General features: G+C 32.3%; 24 protein-coding genes and 3 pseudogenes. 10 read left to right on the top strand and 17 right to left on the bottom strand.

Annotated features, from left to right (window positions below):
• Positions 1–668: 668 nt before the first annotated feature.
• A complete protein-coding gene (locus ABH959_RS24315; protein ID WP_258550633.1) occupies positions 669–968 on the bottom strand; it encodes a hypothetical protein in 300 nt (99 codons plus the stop codon).
• Positions 969–1293: 325 nt separating this feature from the next.
• Here ABH959_RS24315 and ABH959_RS24310 point away from each other — a divergent pair, with 325 nt between their 5' ends.
• Both ABH959_RS24310 and ABH959_RS24305 read left to right on the top strand, forming a co-directional pair.
• The gene (locus ABH959_RS24310; RefSeq protein ID WP_235661815.1) at positions 1294–2637 is read left to right on the top strand and encodes an alpha/beta hydrolase; all 1344 of its coding nucleotides are present in this window, start codon (positions 1294–1296) and stop codon (positions 2635–2637) included.
• A gap of 592 nt (positions 2638–3229) precedes the next feature.
• Entirely contained in the window at positions 3230–3451 is a 222-nt protein-coding gene (locus ABH959_RS24305) for a hypothetical protein (protein WP_078178978.1), read from the top strand.
• A 506-nt stretch (positions 3452–3957) separates the two neighbouring features.
• On the opposite strand, the gene ABH959_RS24300 is transcribed toward ABH959_RS24305, so the two are convergent.
• Positions 3958–4182 carry a hemolysin XhlA family protein gene (locus ABH959_RS24300; protein ID WP_016093737.1) on the bottom strand — a complete coding sequence of 75 codons (225 nt, stop codon included), beginning with the start codon at positions 4180–4182 and terminating at the stop codon, positions 3958–3960.
• Between the two features lie 134 nt (positions 4183–4316).
• On the bottom strand, positions 4317–4505 hold the full coding sequence (locus ABH959_RS24295; protein ID WP_235661812.1) for a glutathione S-transferase family protein: 189 nt from the start codon (positions 4503–4505) through the stop codon (positions 4317–4319).
• Between the two features lie 199 nt (positions 4506–4704).
• On the opposite strand from ABH959_RS24295, the gene ABH959_RS24290 reads away from it, so the two are divergent.
• Positions 4705–4980, top strand: a complete 276-nt coding sequence (locus tag ABH959_RS24290; RefSeq protein ID WP_048560205.1) for a hypothetical protein — start codon at positions 4705–4707, stop codon at positions 4978–4980.
• 67 nt (positions 4981–5047) lie between these two features.
• On the opposite strand, the gene ABH959_RS24285 is transcribed toward ABH959_RS24290, so the two are convergent.
• The 5 genes from ABH959_RS24285 to ABH959_RS24265 all read right to left on the bottom strand — a co-directional run bounded on the left by ABH959_RS24285 (position 5048) and on the right by ABH959_RS24265 (position 8290).
• Positions 5048–5281, bottom strand: coding sequence for a YuzF family protein (locus tag ABH959_RS24285; protein ID WP_113937257.1), 234 nt, complete (start codon positions 5279–5281; stop codon positions 5048–5050).
• A gap of 194 nt (positions 5282–5475) precedes the next feature.
• Complete coding sequence (locus ABH959_RS24280) at positions 5476–5709, bottom strand: hypothetical protein (protein WP_103945655.1); 234 nt, start codon at positions 5707–5709, stop codon at positions 5476–5478.
• A gap of 272 nt (positions 5710–5981) precedes the next feature.
• Positions 5982–6146 (bottom strand): BC1881 family protein, encoded by a 165-nt coding sequence (locus tag ABH959_RS24275; protein ID WP_070169564.1) that lies wholly within the window; start codon positions 6144–6146, stop codon positions 5982–5984.
• A 556-nt stretch (positions 6147–6702) separates the two neighbouring features.
• Positions 6703–7164 carry a CarD family transcriptional regulator gene (locus ABH959_RS24270; protein ID WP_002169666.1) on the bottom strand — a complete coding sequence of 154 codons (462 nt, stop codon included), beginning with the start codon at positions 7162–7164 and terminating at the stop codon, positions 6703–6705.
• A gap of 217 nt (positions 7165–7381) precedes the next feature.
• Complete coding sequence (locus ABH959_RS24265; protein WP_113937258.1) at positions 7382–8290, bottom strand: acyl-ACP desaturase; 909 nt, start codon at positions 8288–8290, stop codon at positions 7382–7384.
• Positions 8291–8479: 189 nt separating this feature from the next.
• On the opposite strand from ABH959_RS24265, the gene ABH959_RS24260 reads away from it, so the two are divergent.
• Positions 8480–8893 carry a GNAT family N-acetyltransferase gene (locus tag ABH959_RS24260; RefSeq protein WP_235661811.1) on the top strand — a complete coding sequence of 138 codons (414 nt, stop codon included), beginning with the start codon at positions 8480–8482 and terminating at the stop codon, positions 8891–8893.
• A gap of 356 nt (positions 8894–9249) precedes the next feature.
• The gene (locus ABH959_RS24255; RefSeq protein ID WP_404493292.1) at positions 9250–9528 is read left to right on the top strand and encodes a hypothetical protein; all 279 of its coding nucleotides are present in this window, start codon (positions 9250–9252) and stop codon (positions 9526–9528) included.
• A gap of 323 nt (positions 9529–9851) precedes the next feature.
• Here the strand turns inward: ABH959_RS24255 and ABH959_RS24250 are convergent.
• A pseudogene (locus ABH959_RS24250) lies at positions 9852–9974 on the bottom strand (recombinase family protein); the annotation flags it as partial.
• Positions 9975–10064: 90 nt separating this feature from the next.
• Here ABH959_RS24250 and ABH959_RS24245 point away from each other — a divergent pair.
• Positions 10065–10259 (top strand): annotated as a pseudogene (locus tag ABH959_RS24245) (hypothetical protein); the annotation flags it as partial.
• Between the two features lie 129 nt (positions 10260–10388).
• Here ABH959_RS24245 and ABH959_RS24240 read toward each other — a convergent pair.
• The 5 genes from ABH959_RS24240 to ABH959_RS24220 all read right to left on the bottom strand — a co-directional run bounded on the left by ABH959_RS24240 (position 10389) and on the right by ABH959_RS24220 (position 14866).
• A complete protein-coding gene (locus ABH959_RS24240; protein ID WP_113937261.1) occupies positions 10389–10814 on the bottom strand; it encodes a DUF4879 domain-containing protein in 426 nt (141 codons plus the stop codon).
• Between the two features lie 411 nt (positions 10815–11225).
• On the bottom strand, positions 11226–12164 hold the full coding sequence (locus tag ABH959_RS24235; protein ID WP_113937262.1) for a hypothetical protein: 939 nt from the start codon (positions 12162–12164) through the stop codon (positions 11226–11228).
• 102 nt (positions 12165–12266) lie between these two features.
• Positions 12267–13844 carry a M56 family metallopeptidase gene (locus tag ABH959_RS24230; protein WP_113937263.1) on the bottom strand — a complete coding sequence of 526 codons (1578 nt, stop codon included), beginning with the start codon at positions 13842–13844 and terminating at the stop codon, positions 12267–12269.
• Between the two features lie 2 nt (positions 13845–13846).
• Complete coding sequence (locus ABH959_RS24225) at positions 13847–14248, bottom strand: BlaI/MecI/CopY family transcriptional regulator (RefSeq protein WP_113937264.1); 402 nt, start codon at positions 14246–14248, stop codon at positions 13847–13849.
• Between the two features lie 261 nt (positions 14249–14509).
• A complete protein-coding gene (locus ABH959_RS24220) occupies positions 14510–14866 on the bottom strand; it encodes a carboxymuconolactone decarboxylase family protein (protein WP_113937265.1) in 357 nt (118 codons plus the stop codon).
• A gap of 217 nt (positions 14867–15083) precedes the next feature.
• On the opposite strand from ABH959_RS24220, the gene ABH959_RS24215 reads away from it, so the two are divergent.
• The 4 genes from ABH959_RS24215 (at position 15084) to ABH959_RS24200 (ending at position 17044) form a co-directional block, all read left to right on the top strand.
• Positions 15084–15512, top strand: a complete 429-nt coding sequence (locus ABH959_RS24215) for a ferritin-like domain-containing protein (protein WP_201055228.1) — start codon at positions 15084–15086, stop codon at positions 15510–15512.
• 154 nt (positions 15513–15666) lie between these two features.
• Positions 15667–15840, top strand: coding sequence for a hypothetical protein (locus ABH959_RS24210; protein WP_001025956.1), 174 nt, complete (start codon positions 15667–15669; stop codon positions 15838–15840).
• 111 nt (positions 15841–15951) lie between these two features.
• Positions 15952–16155, top strand: coding sequence for a homing endonuclease associated repeat-containing protein (locus ABH959_RS24205; protein ID WP_113937267.1), 204 nt, complete (start codon positions 15952–15954; stop codon positions 16153–16155).
• A gap of 544 nt (positions 16156–16699) precedes the next feature.
• The gene (locus tag ABH959_RS24200; RefSeq protein WP_404493291.1) at positions 16700–17044 is read left to right on the top strand and encodes a DUF378 domain-containing protein; all 345 of its coding nucleotides are present in this window, start codon (positions 16700–16702) and stop codon (positions 17042–17044) included.
• 122 nt (positions 17045–17166) lie between these two features.
• Here ABH959_RS24200 and ABH959_RS24195 read toward each other — a convergent pair.
• The 3 genes and pseudogenes from ABH959_RS24195 to ABH959_RS24185 form a co-directional block, all read right to left on the bottom strand.
• Positions 17167–17289: pseudogene (locus tag ABH959_RS24195) on the bottom strand (recombinase family protein); the annotation flags it as partial.
• Positions 17290–17304: 15 nt separating this feature from the next.
• Positions 17305–17757, bottom strand: a complete 453-nt coding sequence (locus tag ABH959_RS24190; protein WP_113937269.1) for a hypothetical protein — start codon at positions 17755–17757, stop codon at positions 17305–17307.
• Positions 17758–18281: 524 nt separating this feature from the next.
• The gene (locus ABH959_RS24185) at positions 18282–19172 is read right to left on the bottom strand and encodes an Rpn family recombination-promoting nuclease/putative transposase (RefSeq protein ID WP_404493290.1); all 891 of its coding nucleotides are present in this window, start codon (positions 19170–19172) and stop codon (positions 18282–18284) included.
• Positions 19173–19216 lie beyond the last annotated feature (44 nt).

The raw sequence follows: 19216 nt of genomic DNA, 5'->3' as shown, positions 1-19216 counted from the left end.
ATCCCTAGATACTGTATTTGATTTTTATATAATCGTATTATTCTGCGTAAAATTGGTATTTCGCGCGAAGTTGTTGAAGTATGTTTTTTCTCCCTTCTTTCCATTCTTTTATGTTCATCCAACAGAATTCATTATTCACTTTTCATCAGTAAGTAATATTTTTTATTCCAGCTCTGTCCGCTTTTACATATCTTTGTTTATTGTACGTTTACTAATAGAGTGTAAACAACATAAAAACTCAAAATTAGATAAATTTAAGACAAAACAGCTCAGTTAAGCCCTTAGGGCTAAATCGGCTGTATTATACTCGAAACTGAGGTGTTTATAATATCGAAAGAGATGGTTTCTTTTATTGCTTTTTACTTCAAAAATGTTCTTTGTTACTCTTGTTTTATGTAAAAGTTGAGCCCAATTTAATTATAATACAGAATTGAAAACATAGCTTTGAAATTCTTTTAACTGTCTCAATAAGATAAGAATTCTTTTCATTTTGAGACAGACTTCGCTTTAATTTCCACAACTTCTGATAAGATATGTTATGTAAACTGATTATAAGTAATTGATTGTGGATACCTTTATATCAGCGGGTTTCCAGCAACCTACCTTTCCCTACTATTACACGATTACAATAAAAACTCACACCACATGACTCGTATGTATCAACATAACTAACCATAGTTCCCACCAAATGATATCGTCGCTTTAACGATTTTGTTCTTGTATTGCTTCTTATTTTCCCCTGGTACTGGCCTCATCGTTTGCTCAATCAATTCTGGGTGCTGTATTTTACCCGTATACTCTTCTTTTTTTACAGGCACGGATATGGTTTCATAATTATCCTGTTCATTATTATTTCCCTTTGTTTCGCTTCCTATCTTCTGGTCAAACTCCTTATCCTCGTATGTTATTTGAGTATAAACGTGACCTTTGCTGCTACACCCTGTTACCAATCCTAAAGCGATACACATTGTAGAAATCATCCACAAAAATTTCTACATCTTATTCCTCCATCTCTTATTGCTTTTCTTCCCCTACATCATAACGAGGTTGTAATAGTTGTCTGAAAAACTATTGATTTCTATGGTATATCGCGGGTTCGTGTATCTATACGTTGCTATAATCCCCTACTATTTCAAACGTGCTTTTTATGATATTTATGCAGGATTCCCCCTTACATGTACCGAAACTCCAAGAGGGAACCATTCCACTAATTACCACCCCAATTTCTTACTATCGCATTTTGGAGGTTAAAACATGACAAAAAAACGGAACATATAAAAATCAGCACTTTCCATTACCCTTCTCTTATCTTTAGGGGTTTCATCTTTTCCAATTACATCGCCTATTCACGCGGATACACGCGCGGAACAATCTGTAGAAAAGAAACAAATCACTTTAACCGATCGTACAACATTATTTTTTGAATATCTCCAGCATGGTAAATATGCAGAAGCCCTGCAATTAACATCCGCTGCTTTTCAATCGAAGTTTACGGCACAAAAATTGCAAGATTGGTGGACACAAAGTAGTGGTGGTGGGATTAAAAACATAGGAACAGCAGAAGTAAAAGAACGTAACTTGGTTCATCAGACAGTTGAGATTCCAATAGAGTTCGAAGGAACTACGATTCCAGTTTTGCTTAAATTCACACCAGGCGGGAAAGTAGATGAAGTTGGGCAAAGGACACCTAAAAAAACATATGCCATACCGCATCCTATCTATGATCGACCTGCCTCCTATCAAGAACGAGAAATCGTAATTGGAAATTCTACATACCCTTTACCAGCCACGTTAACGATTCCGAAACATAAGCCTGGTGAAAAGGTGCCCGTTGTTGTTCTTGTTCATGGTTCTGGTATGAATGATCGTGATAGTACAAACATGGGGACAAAATTGTTTAGAGACCTTGCAGCGGGCCTTTCATCTAACGGAATTGCAGTCTTACGCTATGAAAAACGTTCCTTAGAACACACATTAAAGATGAGTGAAGAACCTATTACCTTAGACCGAGATACAACAGAAGATGCCATATACGCAGCAAAATCAGCAGCGCAGCAGGAAGGCGTTGACCCAAGTAACATTTTCATTCTCGGACATAGCCAAGGAGGTGGCGCGATGCCGCGTATACTGAGCAAAGCACCTTCTTCACTTGTTCGAGGCAGTATATTACTTGCACCACCCGCACGACCTATAACTGATGTGCTCATTGATCAGTATCAATACCTCGGGGCACCAAAGGAAGTAATCAATGAACTAAAAAGACAATTCGCCTATTACCAGGATCCTACTTTTGATCCAGACCACCCACCAGCCGGTTACAATTATCCATCCCCGCATTTCATGTATGATGTTGCTCGCTGGCGTCCTGTTGAGGAAGCAAAAACACTTAAAGAATCATTATTGATTCTGCAAGGAGCACGCGATTATCAAGTAACAGTAAAAGATGAATTTACAAGATGGCAAGAAGGACTCTCAAACCGCGGGAATATTCAGTTCAAAACATATCCGAAATTGAACCATGCCTTTACAGAAGGAGATGGTGATTTAAGTCTTCCTAGTGAGTATGAAATCCCTGCAAATGTTCCCGAGTACGTCATTCAGGACATTATTAACTGGGTCAATGAGACAAAAAAATAAGTAAACTTCCAAAAAATCTTCATGCAATCATCATTGCGTGAAGGGGTTGTTACTAAAGCGGAGGATCATGAGAGAAATAAAAAAATATATACATAATAGTAATTAAAGTAGTGAAGAGTCCTGAACATCCAGGACTCTTTCTTATTTTATAATGGGGTAGCACCCATTGCTATCCAGTTATAACTGCATTACAAAATTTTCAGGAGTGTTTTTTATTACTTTTTTAAGTGGATTCTGGATGCTTTGAAATCAAGTTACCTTTTCCGGACTTATCGTTCCAAAACCTATATACTAATTCAGATTCTCCAAAATGCTCAATGGCCCGTTTAAAGGATTCTAGTTTAGAGAATACTCATATTTTAACAACGTTAAGATGTTTTTTAATTTTGATAAGTGTATATGAGACATTCAAAAGCCTTATAATGTGTCAAACAACCATATTATCAAAAGAGTATACCTGTATTGATAATACTTGATATGACTAGGTTTATCTCACTATCGTTATAAATCTGCATAATCCTGATGTGACCGCGTTTAGTTTTTAGACATATTATATAAATGTCAATTTAATTATTAACTGAGGTGAATTATTATGATAAATCCTTACTGTATTAAAAACAGGGCAATTGGCTCAGTCTATACAACCCATGGAGCTCAATCAACAATGCATGCAGTATATCATGCAATGCAGCATATGCCATACTATCAACATCCCGCTATACCTTATTATGAAACCATACAATATCATCCCTCTATAGGATATACACCTCAAAGTATATATCCTACTATTTTCACAACAATTCCACTTTATTAACCATCCTCTTGTTTTTAATTATTTTTAAACTGTACAGAAAAACTCCTCCCTCACTTTTTAAGGGGGGGGGTAGATGTTGACAAAAGAGGATCTGGACATGTCCCATTTTATTTTTTCTACTGTTTCATTAATTGGAATTGCCACAAAATTATCTAAACCTCTGTTCATTACTTCAACTTCAGTTTGGTTTGAATAAAATAAATACATTTATCTATTAAAGCCCTTACCCCTGAACTCTTCAATTGTAGTTACCCTCTCTATTCGCGCCTGTTTTCCAATTACTCCGTTTTGTAATCTAATTAAGACCATTGTAAGAATCAGAATCATAACTGATTAAGAGGTTTTGTTAAATGCCCAACATGATATTTCTCATCAAAGCTGATAACACTGAGAACTTGTTGAACATCGCTTCTTACTTCCTATCATTCTTCCACTTTGTCCACCTCATTTCAAAATAAAAAGAGAGACGCTTGTCCCTCTATAGCAAATACTTTTATACAAACAACCTAAATACCACCTTTTATTATTAACCCTAGAACTGCCATAACTATTGCGCTAATAACAATTCGTAAAATCCATGTGGTATTCAGACTGATTTTTTCTAATTGCTTATTGATTGTAGAAATATCTTTTTCATTTATAGTTGTACGAGTTTCCAAGTTACGAATATCTCGCATGATTTCTTTTTGCTCTGCTTTTAGGCTGTCGATTTTTGCATATACATCTTCCATACATTCACATCCTGTTCTAAAAAAATAATACAACAATCTTTATATATTATGAGACAACCCTATTCAGTGTGAATTTGTAAAAGATATTTCTTTACCTAAGCCGTAATTAATACAAAATAAAAAAGACCGACATATTAAATTGCTCCTCTTTGGTTTATTCGTTTTCGATTGACCGACTTTTGTGCCACTAATTGTTCCTCAAGTAGTTTAAGTCTTGCTCCAATTTCTGCTTTTACCCTTTCTAATTCTTCTCTTGTAGTCGCAAAATATATCGCTTTTATTGATTTTTTCATTTGATGATTAATTGCTTGCAACTCTCCCACCCATACCAAACCTTAGCTTGAGAGGTATGGGGTCACCATATCAAAAAAAGAAAATTGTACGTTTAGACACAAAAATGACATATTTAGATTAGTTTGTATATTTAAGGAGATGTGCGAGACAGGTGTAAATTTAGGGGGATCCAATATTTTTCATTCAAATATGATAGAATGGAAATATATCCAAAACGGGGGAAAACAAATGAACTCAAACACGAAACAGTTTATTTATGATATCCAGCAAAGAAAGAACAATTATATAGAAAATGTATTAATAGCAATACAACACCCTAAAAAAGAGCAATCTGAACAGGTCATTCAAAATATAGTAGAGAAGATGGATATGATGATTAGTCTAGTTACTACGTACATGAGGATTGAAACGGGATCTACGGAAGAATTAAAAGAACTGCAGAAAGAAATTATTCATGCTCAAGCATATATCCAAAAACGAAAATTTGAAGAAACACAGAGATAAAACCCTGTGTTTTTATTTGGTCGTCTATGAAACCAATTTGTTATAAATCAAATTAGATGTAATTTGATCATTGTTTTGGCATAATCCATACAATTTGTTGAATGCGTACAATATATGGTACTGTATCTTCAATAAGCAAATGATCTGGTTTCACATCCTTTAACTCTCCCCTTACATTGCCTCTTACAGTTTCAATAACCACATGTTTACCAATTATCGATTGTAATGTCTGATATACGTAGGGATTAGGTACACTTACCATATTTTGTTCACTCAAGTCATTTCCCTCTAAATAACTCATTCTATAAGACTCCTTTCTAACTTACATTCTTTCTCTTAATATATGATGTAAATCTTTTAAATATGCTAGAAGGATAATTCATTATAGGAACGAAACTAACATTTTAATAAGGTTCCTTTTGCTAGTTAATAGGTGATGATATAAGAACAACCTGAATGTACATTCAGGTTGTTCTTTTCAAAATATGTGTTATTTTAAATATGCCCTTTATTAGCATACTGCTCATACTTTTTTTGAGATTCTTTCGTAATACGTGCGTTAAGTAAAATCGCTACCAACAAAAACACTCCATATTCCCCCCCTGTAGCTCCTATGATAATTACACTACTACAAACAAGTACAATTAATAGGAGCAACGAAACTAAAGAAATCCGTTCATAGTTCTTTGACATCTTCTCGTATTTTATGCGTTGTTTCCTTGCATACATCTAAATTCCTCCTTAAAATTATCAATTTTCCTATAAAATAAATCTCGCCCTTAAAAAGAAAACAATCTATCGGTTCAAATAATTAGTTTTTTTAAGCAACTAATTTATATAACATAAAAAGAAATCCTACCAATATTAAGCTTACCACTATGATAATCCCGACCCTCTCCTTCCTTTTAACCCCAATACATTAGATGAAAGTTATGTATATCCCATATTAGCTGCAGCAAACAAAAAGGATCATCCCTTTTCGTAAAGGATCATCCTTTTCTTCATTCAACAATTTTTAGGTATTCTTGATTAATTAAAATAACAGCCGGTCCATCTACAACAATTCCACCAACTTCAATTTTTTCATAAGACTCAATCTTAATAGAAGTAATCCCTTTCCGCTTCTTTAACTCGTTACTTAATTCTTGCGTTGGCATGCGTTTCATATCTTCACTCCTTCTTATTGTTTCATTTCATCTTATTATGTTAAATAAATTGTAAAAATGGGTTCTAGTTCTAGAAATCCCATCAATTTGTATCGTTGACCATATATTTAGATGTTACCAACTCGCGTATCTCTTTTATGAAAAGAAGATAAACAATTACTATTCACTGTCTCAGTAAATGTAGAAAATTCTTAAAGATAGAGATGAGATTGATTATTTTTTCTTCTAGAAATAATGACTTAGATATATATACCTAAAACAATGAAAGCCCTACCTCTCTTTCATCCTTACGGCTCCTTGTCCGTGCCAGTGTGAATCAGGATTGCAAAAATCAAGTGACTATTTGATCGAGTTATTTGATGAAACTTCGAACGTTCGTAAAAGAAATGTAAAAATAAAAATGGATTAGATTGAAGTAATAACAAAAGAGGTTCCTACTCTAAAAGTGAGTTGAAGAAGTTGAATGTCTTTGAAATGATTTACTTTTAATAATCATCATATTCCCGAAAAATTCAGGATATTTTCGGGGGATGTAATACATTATCTATAATGAACCTTAACAGAAACTTTTTAATTGATTTTCAGTGATCCCTTTAATTAATCCCAGTTCACTAATCAAAAATTCATGTGCGTTATCCAACATTTTTTTTTCGCTTGTATTCAGTGCTTTTTCTTTTTTCATACGCATTAGATCACGTACAACTTCAGCACCTTCTTGTATTTCACCCGTTTTTATTTTGTCCGTGTTCACTTTATACCTTTGTTTCCACGGCAGTAATTCATCTGATTCTCCATGCTGAAAAATGTGTATAATGTGTTTTAATGCAAGTATATCAGTAACTGGGCGTATACTCGAACTTAATATTTTACCCATAGGAATCATGACTTGCATATTACTGATTGACATTTTTATAACAAAATACTGTTGTTTTTTCCCTGAGAATTCTTTTTCTTCTATGGCTTCAATTATACCTGCTCCGTGCATTGGATAAACAATGTTATCGCCAATTTGAAACATATAATCCACCTCCATATATGGTAACCTTCTTAACCTTAACATATATGTGTTTTTTTATCAAATATTTTATAATATCATAAAATTATTTTTAGTGTCAACTACTTTTTTCTTTAAAAATTAAATTAAATAAAAACACCCCCAAAACAATAGGGAGTGTGTCAGATTCTCAATAAAGGGACGGTCAATTTGCCCATATACATCCTAAAATATCGATTAATTAACATAGATCCGTTTTCCCTTGAAAACGACCAAATCGATCCCGTATTTTTTTCAATCTTGTGTGGTACTCCAAAATCTCAATTCTTGCTTTTTCAGCTAGGGGTGCAATGGGGCGTAAGTCTTTTAACCCCCAATAATCAACCACTACATCAAGTACTTGATCAAAATATTGTAGTGGTCCATAATTCGCTTCTTTTGCAATCACAGCCATTCTATTTTCAAAATCAGGCATGACGGCACCTGGCATTTTAAAATTCTTAATCACATTGGCAATATGATAGCAATAATTAGGTTCCAATTCCAAATGTGTTCGAATGACGTCTCGATAAAACGCATAATGAAGAGTTTCATCTTTTGCAAGACGGCGTAATAATGTAGCAAGATCTGGATCATGCTTACTTGCAACCTTAGCTACATTATTGTAAAACACCATCGTTGCAAGTTCTTGTAGGGTCGTATATGTCATTGCTTCGATTGGTGTGTGAAAATCGGGCTCAAATCCACCCTCAACGACTGACTTTCTTAATTCATGTAATCGTTTAGGGTCCACACTTCGAGTCAGTAGTAAATATGTCTCCAACAAATTCGAATGTTGATCTTCTTCTGAAGTCCAAGTATGAATAAAGTCCGTAATAACAGAAAGGGATCCTTTAAAAGTTGCAGATAAATACGTTGTAAACCATGGTAAATTTACTTCTGTTAATAAAGCTGTTTCAATAGCTGTAATTACACCAGAAGGAAGAGTAACTTGGCTTTCATCCCAAGGAACTCTTTTAAAGTCCATCCCCTTATCCCAAGGTAAAAACTCATGATACCCCCAGTCTATCTTTTGCGCTCTTATTTTATGTTGTTCATACAGTTCTTTTAAACGTGGTTCTAATCGGAAATCTAAATCATTGGTTAGCATATATAAGTGGCCCCTTTTCTTATCATAGATAGTCATCCTATTTTTACATTCATTTTTATCCTTAAAAATTTTCTACAAATAAATATTACTTTCCTTTTTTTAAGCCCAACATAATAAATTTGTAACAAAACTCCTTAAGAGCGCTATGTTTTTATATGATTTTTTCATATAAAAAGGGATACTTTAAAAATGTCAAACTTTCAGCCGAAATATATAAAGCCTGCTAAGCAGGATGTAGAGTTTATCAGGAAGACAATCAATGAAAAGGATTCGGATATTTTAATAGCTGAAATCGATAATGGTACAGTAGGTTTTTTACTTATTCAAGAACTAATCACACCATCCTATAAGTGTTTGGTTGAACATAAATACGCTTTTATTACTGATATAATTGTTGGAACCAAATATCAAAATCAAGGAATTGGTTCCGCTTTGTTATTAGAAGCAAAAAAATGGGCTGAAAATCGAAATTTAGATTACTTAGAGTTAAATGTACTATCTGAAAATATTGGCGCTATTACTTTATATGAAAAGCAAGGATTCAAAGATGTAAGACATACAATGCGCTATGAATTTTCATTGAAAAGGCATAAGGAGCATTAATGTGTTGAGAAACTATTTATTACAAGTGCGTTAGTACAATAAGGAGTATTAAAATAATCAAACTTTTTTATAAAAAACTCGTACCTAGCTATAAAAGAAACTCCATTTTGATCAATCTTTTTTCAAAATGGAGTTTTTCTATTTATTGTTAAATAAAGATTGATAGTATTTTATACACATTATCAACTTATTTAGACGTAAGATCCAATTTATTAGATTAAGCGCTTGAAAAACAAATACAGTTGATGAGATAGCCTTAAACGATAATTCCCAACAAGATTACTGTACATTAGCTATGATGAGTTAGACCTTATTTTTGGAAACAGTATACAGCTCCAAGGGAAGAGGCGATAAACATGCAGTCAACGGAAGCTCATATGAAGGAAAAACAACGTAGAGAAAAAATAGAAATAATATTTAGTCACAGGGTAAAAGGAGAGAGTTATTTTCATGGTTCATCCTATCAATGGAAAAACATTGTATACCAAAATTTTAATAAGATACAACAAAAAGAGTTGAAAATGGAAAAAGAAGGGATTCTATTTGCGCAGCACCGTTCACTCATACACTATCCCGTCATTGATTTTATTAAATATATAGCTAAGGTTTATAAGGAAACCATTGAAATACAATAATCATGATTATATTTTTAAAATAAATAATCATATTCAAAGAAAACCTTTACAAAAAGTTTATTTTTGAACATTGTTAACAAAAAGCTCAAAAACTCATTCAAATATTTTTTATTCAAAATACTATTCGTTTTTGTTATAATAATAACCATAATGTATTATAGTCGTTTGTATATCTTCAGATTTTGTGAAATTTATTACACAAAAAGACAGCTCTTAATTAGAGTTGTCTTTTATTTTTTCTCGATATATATAATACTGTTCTGGTGCAAAAAAACCAGGATTCTTTCAGCTAGGGAAAAATTGGATTTTCCATAGGAAAGATGCTACTTTTTTCTCTCACATTCCTTCATTATTTTATAAAACGTATTTTTCTTTAGCTCTAACATTTCCGTAAATATAATAGCTATTATTTCCCCACTTCTCCATTTAGAATAAGTTTCTTCTATATTAATTATGATAATAGGTGGTTTTAAGGCTACTGTTGGTTCAACCTTACTTATTTTGCGGTCTATGACAACTACTCTGTCACTACCCCATTTAGTAAGAGAGAAGTTTTAGAGAAAGCTAAGAAGTACTATGATGAGCCAGGAAACTCAGCTCCAATACTATTCTTTCCTATATACGCTAAAGGCGATTTCCTTCCACAAGTAAATGGTGATATAAAACCATTAAGCAGGTTATTGAATCCGCTTTTATTTTTCGGAAAATATGATAAAATTGTATTTGGATAGAAGTCCAAAACATATTATTAAAAGTAAAGTGGTTCAAGTCGGAGGAAGGCACCTTAGGGTGTCTTTTCTTTATGAAAAAATCCCCACACAAGGTGCAGGGATTTTTATGCTACGAATATATAAAACTGACTATTTAATATATAGTGAAGTACGCCACGTATCTCTTGGATAGTTTATTGAAGTCTTTTGATATTCAAAAGTCCCTTCTTGATGATTTGATGCATCCCATTTATATTCCCAACCTACAATAGGATTACCACCAATTATTTGTGAACCAATATTTTTCACATCAAATCCATTCATTTTAGCAAAAGGAAACTGGCCATACCCTATTTCTTTTGTGTAAACATATAAGTAACTTCCCCCATGATCTTTAGTTGTACTAAAACTATTAGGAGTAATGTATTCAACCCCACCCAATTGTGACTCTACTTTCACTACACTTAAAGAAGTTAGAGGTGCCGCTGGTCCTGCAGATGCCTCCGATGCCATTCCTAAACCAACTACCGATGCCATTGCTAATGATGATATCCCTAATATAACTTTTTTAAACATATAAACATCCCCTTCTTTCTATATAGGTACAAGTTTGATATTAACAGAATTTTATAAGAATAACCCTTATTTTGAAAATGTTAACAAATTATACTTTTTTAGATATGTAATTTAGCATATTGATTGACATGTATGATAATATATCCGTTGCTTTCAAGATAAAAACTCGATAATAGGGGTAACTTTTGTTAAGTCAGACTTGTATAGTGATTCCCTTTATTTGAACGAATATATACCTTTTTCGCTTACAAACTTTATGTACAGGTTACTTAATAGAATTTTAATTTTTTTTTGCAACTTTTTTTGTTATTTTCAATTTTCTCTTATAATATAAGAGAAACCCTATAGAAAAGCCCTTTTTCAAATGTCTATTCTATAGGGTTTAATATCTATATTCTTTTTTATTTTTTCTTATTCATCTAAACTAGGATGGCTCCAGTACCTAATTGCTATCTTAGTTAATTCTTTTTCATTACCTGCCCCATGCCTGTATTTTTGTATTCCTTTATAATCAAAAGTTATTTTTAGAGCATTATTTCTCAAACTTGTATTTTCTGTTATCGGTGGCAATTTCCAAGAGAAATTGATTTGATTAATACCTCTATCAGAAGCTAAGTTATATAACATATTAGCCGTGTCATCTAAAATGCTATGTTTTATATCTGAGAATGTAACACCTTCCCTACTTTGTAAGGATAAATTAATTATTTGTTTATCCGCTTCTTTTGAATTCATATCCTTTTTAATTTCTAATTTAATAAGCCTTTTCTGTCCAATTACTTGATCTACAACACCTTTTATTCTATTTTCCAATATTTGCTGATTAGCTGTTAATGTTTGCTTTTCTTTTTTAGAATCGCTCTCTCCTTCATTCATAATGAGATTAATACTCATGACAGAGATCAGTATATAACCTATAACAGCTAAAGACATTTTCCATTTATGCAGGGAACGGAATCCTATAATTTTACGAAACCATATGCGTTTTATTGTAACAACTTGGATAGAAGGAATGGAGTGGATTAAATGTTCTATACCCTTAAAGTGTTGCATTGGTGTGAATATAAATGTACGATTTGTACCAATAAATTTCATGAGTGTTTTAAAAGCAAAATGTTCAATAGTTACCCTGTCAAACTCCGCTAGCTGGTAAGCTTGAACCCTTACAACATCTTCCTTTTCCTTATCATACTTGAATAAATGAATGTGCTCTTGGCTTACTGCAGCGTATCCATACTCAAATTTATCAACTTTAAAAATTGTTACAACAGATGAAGTTATATAACGTTCTTTTATTATTTTTTTCGCTTGTATTAATTTAATAATCCTCTTCATTACTCTAATAATCATTTTATTCTTTCCCTTAATTAAACTATTTTATTTTCAACTAGCATTTTTACATCTAGATATTCAATTTCAGATAACATTTTTACTATTTTATAAACCTTCAGTCTACTTCCATGCCTGGAAGTAGACATAGTACGTTTTTCCATATTTTGTTTCGTATTCCTCCGCAGGTATTACATCCACTTCTCCAACATGAGGTGGACGAACTGCAATTCCCTCTTCATTGACTACAGATTTCACCAAAGATACTAGGACAAGATTTGTTGATTTAAATTCTTCAGCCGTTTGCTCTTTAGGGAACCCTCTATCAATAAGAGACTGTCTTTGCTTTTCTGTAAGTTTAAGTGTTACAGGAATACCTTTCTTCATATCAGTACGCCCTTCTTGATGTCTTATCAATTCATTCCTTTCACCTGTATTATCCCCCCTTACTACGTCACTTTGTTCAAGGGAAATATTTTTCTCACTTTCATTCCCTTGTTCCGTTTTCTTTTGCTCAGATTGATTACCTTCTTTATTTTTTACTAATTGTTTTTCCGTACTTTGTTCACCGGATTTTATAATTTGTGACTCTGCTTTTTTTGAAGAAGATTCTTCAGCCTTTGCATTCATTAAAGCGAATGTAGATACTCCAATTACACACACTATCCCCAAAGCTGACAAGCGATACGATTTTTTATTAAACTTTTTAATCATTACAATTCTCCTTTTTAAATTATGTTTATTTCGACTTAAATTTGCTACTGTTGGTATTGGATAACAATTCGTACGTTGCTCCAATAAGGCGATAATGGTATGTCCATACTCCAAATTATCTTCTGAATTTACATATGTAAGAGCTAGTGCATCACATGCAATTTCCTGATCCTCTCTTATACACTTGCTAGCATACCAAATAATTGGATTAAACCAGTGCAGTATCACTAGATGATGCATAATCAGATTAATTCCCACATCTTTTCGTTTATAATGAGATAATTCATGATAAAAAATAAATCTTAATTGATTATCATTTAACGTATCGATATGTTTTTCTGTAAGTAAAATACAAGGTTTTCTTATCCCGACAAGTGTTGGACTGGGAAGCTTACCAGCAAAAATTAGCGGAATGTTTTTTTTAATTTTCATTTCATGCTTACAGCTATTAAAGATATCTATGATTCTTTTATCTGTTATAAGGGGCTGTTTTCGTATATAGAGAGATAGTTTTTTATTCACAACTAACGTTACTAAAATACAGCATAGAATTCCCAATAACCAGATATAGGAAATCGTTTCATAAACTGATATCGGTGACGTCTCATACTTAGGGCCATGATTCGTATCATCTGTAACATTAGTATTAGATTCTTGCGAATTGTGTACAGTAAAATCAGATGTTGTATTTACTGTACTATTCACTCCTTCTACCCCTTCTGGATTTTTCAGTAAAACGGAATGAATTGGTTTAATTTCTTTTGAAAGTAACGAATATATACTATAGGAACTATCTGGAGACCAAGGTGAAATTAATCGTATCATAAGGATAAACCAGATCAAATAGTGCCATCTTGCTGTCAATCGATTCCTTAGTACCACTTTCAAGCATAATAGTAAGATAATTAATATGCTTGCCATAACGGAAGTGTCTATAATCCACTCAAACGTTACTGGAAGGTAAATATTCCAAAATGCATACAGCATAATTATTTATCCTTCCTTTTATTAACTTCGCTTCTTTCATCCAAAATTTGTTTCAACTCCTGAATATCTTCAGAAGAGAGCTTATCTTCTTTTATAAAATTCACAAGTAAAGGCTTCAAAGCAACCCCATAAAACCGCTTTAGAAATGACTTTGTTTCCTCTTGTAAATAAGCATCTTGTGAAATTAAAGTTGTGTATGTATACATTCTTTTATTCTCTTGATTACAAGAAAGCGCATTTTTTTTTACTAATCTATTCATTAATGTTCGAATTGTTTTAGGACTCCAATCATTTTGTTCTTTAAGATGCTCCACCACCTCTTTTGCACTTAGTGGTGTTATTTGGGTCCAAAATACTTTCATGACTTCTAGTTCTGCCTCTGAAATTCTAGGTAACTTTTTCATAGATATATATCCCCTTTCTGACTACACGTGTAATCCATATGAATAAAGTATTACATATGTAATACTTATAAATCAACCTCTTAATTAAAAAGGATTAATTTAACAAAATGTAGATTATAAAAATCACCTTGTAAAAGGGGGCCCGCCACTCATCCATCAACTTAAGGATTGAGACTATTTTTGAAGTTAAAAGCACGTTACTATTCTCTTATGTTAATAAGAGAATAGTAACAAATTCCTCAATCCATGATGATACTCCTATTACTGCAGTAACTCTTGCATACATTCTTGTACAAGAGTTACTGCCTGACTCATAGTGCCACCACCACCAAATGCAGCTGTCACTCCCACCGCCTCAAAGATCTCCTGTTCTGAAGCTCCTTGATCTAGACATCCTTTAATGTGATAAATGATACAATATTCATCCTGAGAATAAAGGCTAATACCTAGAGCAATTAACTGTTTTTGTTTTTTGGATAAGGTGCCTTCTTTAAAGCATTCCTCTGTAAAGGAATTAAATTGTTCAGCTAGTTTAGGCATCTTCTCAGTAAATAAACCCAGACCATATTTATAATGAAGAAGTGAAGATTCAGTAGAATTTCTACCTTCAAATTCCATATTTAATCCAACTCCATTTCTCATATTTTTTAAACAAAAGTTAGTATGAACCTAATGGGAAGTGATTAAACATAAATGATATTTATTTCAAAGTGAGTGAAAGAGGAGAAAGGATTTAGAGGCACGATATAACAAAAAATTAACTAATAGTATTGTACACACGTATGGATAATCGATCGACTTCTGTAAAAGGATAACGTAAAAAGGAAGTGATGATATGGAAAAACAGAGTGTAGTCAATACATTAAATGCCTTTCTAAAAGGGCAGTACATGGGTATTCATGCCTATGAGCATTATATAGAGAAGCTAAAAGATCCAGAAATAAAAAAGGAATTTCAAAAAATACAACAAGATCACAAACAACATGCCTTAAAAGTAGCAGAAAGAATACAAAATCTTGGAGGAGTTCCGGTTGATAATGAAGGAATAGTTGGCTCTCTTCAAGGTTTGATAAGTCAATTTACAGTACCAGATACAACAGAAGGAACTGTAAGTAGCGCGTTAAAGGGCGAAGGTTATTATGGTGTTCAAATATCAGAAGAAATTGTACAAGGTGATTTAGATCCAGAAAGTCATATGTTAATACATGATATTTTAGATAAAGATAGGGAACATGTAAATGTATTAAAACAACTTATGCATTAACATTTTTAGTTACGCTGTATCATAATTAAAAGAAGATATTTAAAATAACTCCACATATTTTCACAAGACAGGAAAATACTAATACTTGTTTTAGTACTTTAATTCCAAAGTATTAAAGCAGTATTACTAACTGCGATACTAGGAGGACGTTACTATGAATATTCGTGAAGGATTAATTCCGACTACATTAGGTACAGCAGTTACAGCTGCGGGCTATGCTTTGAAGCAAACTCGTGGATCCAATAAGATGATTGCAAATACAGTATTTGGATTTGGTTTAGCTCACGTTGTTTTAGGTGTAATTGATCTTGTGGAACATCGTCGTTAGAAGAAAGGGCAAGCACATTTTGATGCTTGCCTTTTTAATATCTTCAGTATGTATTATTTTTTTGATTTATTAAAGTAATTCATAAATGAAGAACTATGAAAAGGCGGTTACATGCTCAATATGTATACAAGAAGGATTTTGTTATCCAGGCTAAAGGAATGGGCTCATGCCTATCAAAAATTACCGACTGCCAAAGAAATATTAAAAGATCCTAATATGCCTGCCTTATCCACATATGTAAGGTATTTTGGCAGTTGGAATGAGTCCCTAAGGCAAGCTGGTTTCCAACCAAGAAAAAAGGCAGATAAAATATAAAAAATAAACAAAGCAGTCAGTTCAATAAACTGTCTGCTTTGTCCACTTGTTATGAAACGTTAGCCATTTATATGAGCTTTTTAACGGCTCATATGTAGTATGAACGTACTGCTGTATATTATGCAAAATAGAAGAAGCAAGCCGTTTTAGGAAAGGTTAATTTCTGTAATATAAAGAAGCCCTTGTAGAAATAAAAATAATAAATTCAGTATGTATTAGATATTTTGTGTATGAAACCATTGTTAATTTCTAATGATAAGATTGAATCCTAGCAACTAACATGATAGCTAATATGATGCAAAAAGTACCCATATTAAGTATTACAGTACAGATAACCGTAATATCATCCAGTCTTATGGCAGTACTAAACAATAAAAACATTAAAATATTTGTCAAAGTTTATATTATGGCATTTGAATGTAATTATGTTGAATTATGGGCTATCACTTTAAATGAAGATGAAAGCTAACGATTCAAGCAGGAATAATACATAGTATTCCTGTACATAGTTTTAAAAGTTGAGACAGAAGGAGGTGTTATATCCATGAGAACTATACAGCGAATTGCCTTAGCTTTAGTTATTATTGGTGCTATTAATTGGGGGCTAATTGGTTTCTTTAAGTTTGATTTAGTAGGAACAATATTTGGTGGACAGAATGCCTTTTTAGCAAGAGTAATCTTTGCTCTTGTTGGACTAAGTGGATTAATGTGCTTAACACAGTTGTTTCAACCGATGAAAGATGCGAATCAAGAGATGAATCGTAAAGAATATGGAAAACCTAATTATAGTACTGAATTTGGTGAGGAAACACATATAACAAATTTAAACAGAACTTCTACGGACGTTTATAAGAATAACCATAATACATTAGATGAAGATGAAGATTAATACAATAAAAAAGCCAAAGCCATGTATACCACATGGCTTTGACTTTTTTATTTTGGATAATTCATGGGAGTACCTGCTTACTTACTAATAGGAGTAAAGTAGCAATTCTTATAAGATAGATGTTACGTTGCTTCTCTATGTTCTTTCATTATTTTATAAAGTGTGTTTTTCTTTAGTTCTAACTTTTCCATAAAGATAACAGCTGTTATTTCTCCACTCTTCCAATTCGAATGAGTTTCTTCTAAAAATATAGCTGCATTTTATTCTGGTAAGTAATCTAGTAATTTAATTAAATCTTTTACGAATCCAGGGCTAGCTAATTTTAATAAAGCGGGTACTTCTTTAAAATGATTTTTAAGGCCAGCATCGACTTTCTTGGAGTAATCTTTTTCATTTCCTACCAATAAATCGACTATATCAATTTTTAACTGTTTACTTACTTTCCCCCATAAAAATTCAGATTCTTGAAAATGCTTATTTATGAATATTTTAACTTGATTAATAAAAGGGTCATTTTTTTGTTGTACAGCATCTTGTAATTGTCTCATAGACATATCTTCAGCTTTAATTCCTTGGTTTACAGTTACATAATTTGTATTTTCAGCGGCACTTACACTCGTCCCCAAAACACCAAGACCACTAAAACCGATAGCACTCGCTAATGCAATCCCTGTTAATTTTTTTATGTCTAAATTATGATTAAATCGTTTCATATTTTTAATCCCCCTTAAATAATTATGGTACACAAATAATATACAATTATTTGTAGTAGACAAGGGTGTTTTTCATATAATTGCAAATCATTATATTTTTGCGAACGATACGCATTACAATCACATTAGCATCAATACAAAAAAATGTAAATTGATAATATTTATGCAGAAAATTACCAATATTTAATATGAAAACTTTTCACTATAGCTATAGGAGAATATGATTTTATTCTGTTATGAAGTCTTGTTTTATAGCATAAAGAGCAATAATTAGATTAGAAAGTCTACGATGTATTTAAGAATATAACATTTTTACATAGTAAACTTTATGATATATGGTGAACCCTTATATAGGATTTTTAATCAAACTTTTTACCAACGGTACAACTTACTTTTAAAATCACACTAATATAAATTAAAAGCGAACTGTATAAAAAAGGAAAAACATTTTAAGGAGTTGATGTTTAAAGGACTAAATAAAAAACTTTGCGATATTTTTCGCAAAGTTTTTGTAATAATACGTATTACAATAGTAATTTTCGTATTTCTTCTGTACTTAGACCTGTGAATTTTGCAATGTCTTCTAATGGCATACCATTTTTATGCATACCACGAATTAATTGAATTTTCCCTTTCTCAATACCTTTTTCAATGCCTTCCTCTAAGCCCTCTTCTCGAGCATGTGCTAACTTAGCTTGCTCATCTAGAAGTAACTTTTCACGAGCTTCATAAGCTGTTCGGAAAGAAGAGTCATGGCTCATATTTTCCCACTTATTCATCGCTTTTTGTAAAATTGGATCTTGATTCATTGCAATCTCCTCCAATGTTTGAGTTAAATGTTCATCTTCATGTGCTGGTAATAGTAACATCCAGCGAACAAATGCATTTTCCCATGGATTTACTTTTTCTTCACGCCATTGTTTGACCAATTTTGGAATTTCTACAAAATGAATTTCAATATCATCGCTTAGTATCTGTTGCTTTTGGGGATTCCATAATTGTCCTATGGTGTGAAATGAATCATCCTGGGAGAATAATATAAAATCTAATAAGTTAATGGTAATTGTTTTCCGTAGTGAACGATACGGCATCCCTTCTTGCATTTGGGATGTATAGAGTTTACTCCAGTAATATAAAGAGCGTTTGACCATATCATGTGTGTTCCGTAATTGAATCTCGATATTAACTTGTGTTCCGTTATCTAGTGTTGCTAATAAGTCTAATATGGATAACTTATCATCTTCATAAGATTTATGAAGATGTGGATCTTCTAGTTGTAGAGATACAATAGGTACATCTAAAGATTCTTCTAGGATAGCGTTTAGAAATCCAGTTAAAATCTCTTCGTTTCCCTTCGTTCCGAATAACTGTTTAAAAGCGAAATCAATACGTAAATTTACTAATTTTGTGGACATGGGTTTCCTCTCCCTGTCTTTCTATTCTTCTTACTATTTTATAA

Source organism: Bacillus sp. RC51 (genome assembly GCF_044908115.1).
Taxonomy (GTDB): domain Bacteria; phylum Bacillota; class Bacilli; order Bacillales; family Bacillaceae_G; genus Bacillus_A; species Bacillus_A mycoides.
Note: the sequence above shows the minus strand (reverse complement) of the source record. Positions and strands in the feature narration are given on the sequence as shown.